Here is a 4,191-nt window from a genome sequence, read left to right on the forward strand (position 1 = left end):
CCCAAGCCGGTGACTCTCTGATCGCCCGGCCGGGTCTGGCGTGTTGGGCCCTCGGTAAAATGAGCCGACATGGTACGAAACTTGTAGATACGAAAACGCTTGCCGTCCAGGCCATGACGATACTGCTTGAACATCACCGGCGACCCCATCTTCCAGCGAATCACCGTGGCTACCACGGCCATCACCGGCAGAAACAGCAGGAACAGCACCAGCCCCAGAAGGCGATCCTCCAGGGCCTTGACCAGGCGCATGGGACCATTCAGCGGGGAATAGTTGAGATCCAGGGAGTACATGTCGGCCACCTGGGCCAGCCGATGGTTGAGCAGTCGCAGGTCAGACAGGTCGGGAAAGTAGCGAATGTCGACGGGAACGGCCATCAGGATATTCGCCAGGCGCTTGACGATGTCGCCCTCGCTTAGTGGATAGCTTAACCAGATCTCCTCGAAGTCCCGATTGAAGATGCTGAGTCGCACCAGTTCCTGGAGTTGTTGCTCGACATCCGGTTCACCGATCTCACGGGTGATGCGATAGCCGACATACGGCAAACCTGCGAGCGCTCGGTGGACCCGCTCCCGGTTGGCCTCCTGGCCCACCAACAGGACACGCTTGATGTTGCGCCCCCTGGAGCGCAGCCAGCGCAGGTAGAGGTAGAGGGCCGAGCGCAGCATCACGCCCGCCGTGAGGACGCTCAATGACGACAGTGCCATCCAACTGCGAGAAAAGAGCACGGCGCTCTGGGTGGCGACCAGGAAGAGACTGAGCAGGAAGATGGCCATCGACCAGCCGAGGATATAGACCCCGAGCATGGTGAAGAGGCTGCGACCTCGCCAGGGCTGATAGAGGCCCAGCAGTTCGCCGCATGCCGGGAGCATCAAGCCGCCCACCAGGATCAGCAACGGATACTCGATGCCGTCGGTGTGATCCAGGGCGGGCATCAAGCTGAGCACCAGGAGAGAGACCAGAATCGCAATGGCAGCATCGAAAATTCGCATGGCGCGACGCAGCCAATCACTGGTGCTCGGCTTGTGGGTCATGGCCATGAACCGCTAGGAAGAAGAATCGGAAATGCTGTCCAGCAGCCTCATGGTTTCCTGCAGATCATCACTGCCGAGGTCACCGATGGCGGAGTTCAGTGCCAGACGATCCAGCACATAGCTTCCCAGGGTATCCACGAACTGAATGCGCTGGTCGTAGAGGCTGGCCCGGGCATCGAGGACGTCGACCAGGTCGCGCAGGCCCAGCTGCTCACCCCGCTCGGCGGCCTCCAGGAAGAGGTCGCTGGATTCGATCGCCTGGCCGAGCGCCTCGAGACGCCGCACATTCCCATTCAGGGCCCTCAGCCGCTGGCGCACTTCCTGGGCGGCGAGGTTGCGCTGGTTATCGACCGCGCGCTGGCTGGCCTCGGCGCGAAGCTCGCCCTGGCGGACGCTGGCGACGGTATAGCCGCCTCGGTAGAGCGGCATGCTCAGCTCGACGCTGGCCCGGTAGTCCTCGCTCTCGCGCAGCTCGTCTTCGCTGACGCGATCGCTATAACTGAGGTTGAGGTTGAGCTCGGGAAAATAGCCGCTGCGACGCACCCGCGTATCGCTGTCGCGCAGCTTGCGCTCTGCCAGGGCACGCTGCAGGTCGAGATTCTGATCCACCTGCCGAAGCCAGCGCTGTTCATCCGACCAGTCACGTTCCATCACCACCGCCGAGAGGTCACCCAGGACCTGGACCCCGAAGTCAGGCAGCATGCCGGTGAGGCGTTCGAGCTCACTCAGGGCATCTTCGTACTCATTACCGGCCTGTACGGCATCCGCAATGGCCTGGTCGAGGCGAGAACGGGCTTCAAGCAGATTGATGCGGTCACCCACGCCGAGATCATAGGCACGCTGGGCCTGGCGGACCTGTAGCTCCAAAGACTCCCGCTGGGCCTCGAGAAGGCCGAGCTTGCCGGAACCCAGGTAGGCGTTGACATAGGCCTCGCTGACCATCAGTGCCAGGTCACGCTCGACCACGGCGAGCTCCATCTCGGCGACGCCGATCCGGCTCTCGGCAGTGTCCAGGCCGCGCCAGCGCTCCAGGCTGAACAGCGGCTGCCGGAGCTGAACCTGCCAATACTGTTCATCGATTTCACCGGGACGAATGGCCTGTTGGTCGAGGCCGAAGTCATCCGGGGAGGTCTGGACATTGGTGGAATCCTGATAGAGATAGCCACCTGTGGCGGTCAGTTGAGGCAGCAGCTCCGAGCGCGCCAGAGGCACTTCCTGTTCGACGGCCTCAAGCTCCAGGCGCTGCCGTGCCAGGTCAGCATCATTGCGCAGGGCGCTCTCGAAGAGCCCGGGCAGCGACGGCAGTGGGGAAGCATCGCTGCCGGCCGAGGCATCCAGTTCGGCCAGTTCGCCCATGGCCGCCTCCCCGGCGGGAACGTCCTCCTGAGCGACGAGAGGCGCACTGGAGAGCAGCAGGCCGAGCAGCAGGCATGAAGCGAGTCGCGGTTGATCGCAGTTTGACATCAATCCTCCCTGATGGCGCGGGCTAGCATGTCGGTAATGGGCTTGGCGATATAGCTGCCGAAGGTGCGTTCACCGGTTCGGATCATGACTTCGGCGGGCATGCCGGAGAGCAGCTCCATCTGTTCTGTCATGTCTTTCTGACCCGCTTCGCTGACGCGAACCCTCGCCTTGTAATACATCTGGCCGGTGGCTTCATCCTTGAAGCTGTCGGCGCTGATATGGATGACCTCGCCCTCGATCTGATTGGTGAGACGCTGATTGAACGCCGAGAAGCGGATCTCAGCCAACTGGCCCTGGTAGATGTTATCGATTTCGCGGCTGGGAATGCGCGCCTCGACGACGAAGCCGTCGCCACTGGGTACAATCTCCATGATCGGATCACCCGGGCGAATTACCGCGCCTTGGGTGTGCACGGCCAGGCCCACCACGGTGCCGGAGGCGGGTGAGGTGATCGTGGTACGCCCCACCTGGTCGGCAAGGGCGGTGATGCGTTCCTCGGCTTCGGCGATCTGCGACTGGGCGTTGCGTAACTGCTCGCCGATCTCCGACTGGAACTCCTGGCGACGCACTTCCTTCTGCAACTCGTTCTCGCTGATCTGCGACCCCAGCCGGGCGATCTCCGAGCGATGTTGGGCCGCCAGCCCCTGGTACTGCAGCACCTGGCGCTCGAGCTCGCGGATGCGCTGATTGTCACCCAGACCTTCCCGGAACAGCGAGCGGAAGTCCGCGGCCTCGCTCTGGAGAGAGGCGACACGCCGACGATTGATGCCGATCTGCGCCTCGAGGCCTGCGATCTGCTCACGCATCTGGTTGACCTGTTCATCCAGGGATTCCAGGGCGCTCTGCAGCGACTGACGACGCGCCTGGAAGAGGCTGCGCTGGACGGCGAGGACTTCCTGGACACGCGCACGGTCACTGTCGGTGAGCTCGTCGGGAAAGGTCAGGGTCTCGGCGCCAATCTGCTCGGCCAGCAGGCGAATCTCCATGGCGCGATTGATCAGGTACTGGGACCGGACGATGTCGAGCTGAGACCGCGACTGGGTATCACTGAGCACGATCAAGGGATCGCCGACGTCCACGCGGTCACCGTCCTCGACCAGGATTTCCTGAACGATGCCCCCTTCCAGATGCTGGATGGTGCGCTTGAAGGATTCCATGGAGACATTGCCCGGCGCCACCACCGCCACGGCCAGCGAGGCGGTCAGTGCCCAGGTGCCGAAGCCGCCGAAGGCGACCAGCAGGATGACCATCCCAAGGCGCTTGTAGCCCTTGTCGCTGGTGGGAAGTTTTTCGGAATACTCACCTTCCAGGGTCTGCGGGCCGGGAGTGATATCTACTTCCGCATGACTGGCCGGAGAGGTGTTGCTTGACTTCTCTGACATCAATTCTGCTCCTCGGGGTTACTGCTCCCCTCAGCGGGACCCGGTTTTCCGCCACCAATGGCGGCGAGACGCGCACTGGAGTTCTGCACCTGCTTGGGCTTCTTGGCAAACTGGGCCAGCACCTCATCGCGCGGGCCGAACATGCTCACCTGCCCTTCCTTCATTACCAGCAGCTTGTCCATGTTCTTGAGCACACTGGGGCGATGACTGATCACGAACAGAGTGACACCCTCGGCCTTGAGCTGGCGAATGGACTCGCTGAGTGAACGCTCGCCGGCATCATCGAGATTGGAGTTCGGCTCGTCCAGCAC

General features: G+C 62.6%; 3 protein-coding genes and 1 pseudogene. All 4 read right to left on the reverse strand.

Annotated features, from left to right (window positions below; translation table 11 throughout):
- On the reverse strand, window positions 1-1,034 hold a 1,034-nt coding region (locus tag ACESMD_RS12515), incomplete at its 3' end, for a sugar transferase (RefSeq protein WP_372613652.1).
- A 12-nt stretch (window positions 1,035-1,046) separates the two neighbouring features.
- The gene (locus ACESMD_RS12520) at window positions 1,047-2,498 is read right to left on the reverse strand and encodes a TolC family protein (protein ID WP_372613654.1); all 1,452 of its coding nucleotides are present in this window, start codon (window positions 2,496-2,498) and stop codon (window positions 1,047-1,049) included.
- Window positions 2,498-3,880 (reverse strand): HlyD family type I secretion periplasmic adaptor subunit, encoded by a 1,383-nt coding sequence (locus ACESMD_RS12525; RefSeq protein ID WP_372613656.1) that lies wholly within the window; start codon window positions 3,878-3,880, stop codon window positions 2,498-2,500. Before ACESMD_RS12525 ends, ACESMD_RS12520 begins: the two co-directional genes overlap by 1 nt.
- Window positions 3,880-4,191 (reverse strand): annotated as a pseudogene (locus ACESMD_RS12530) (type I secretion system permease/ATPase); the annotation flags it as partial. The pseudogene ACESMD_RS12530 and the gene ACESMD_RS12525, both read right to left, overlap by 1 nt.

This window comes from Halomonas sp. (assembly GCF_041689495.1).
In the GTDB taxonomy this organism is placed as follows: domain Bacteria; phylum Pseudomonadota; class Gammaproteobacteria; order Pseudomonadales; family Halomonadaceae; genus Halomonas.

What these genes read in the sequence shown, in the direction of transcription:
- ACESMD_RS12525 (WP_372613656.1), bottom strand. Translation starts at nt 3,880, where the DNA reads ATGTCAGAGAAGTCAAGCAACACCTCTCCGGCCAGTCATGCGGAAGTA.
- ACESMD_RS12520 (WP_372613654.1), bottom strand. Translation starts at nt 2,498, where the DNA reads ATGTCAAACTGCGATCAACCGCGACTCGCTTCATGCCTGCTGCTCGGC.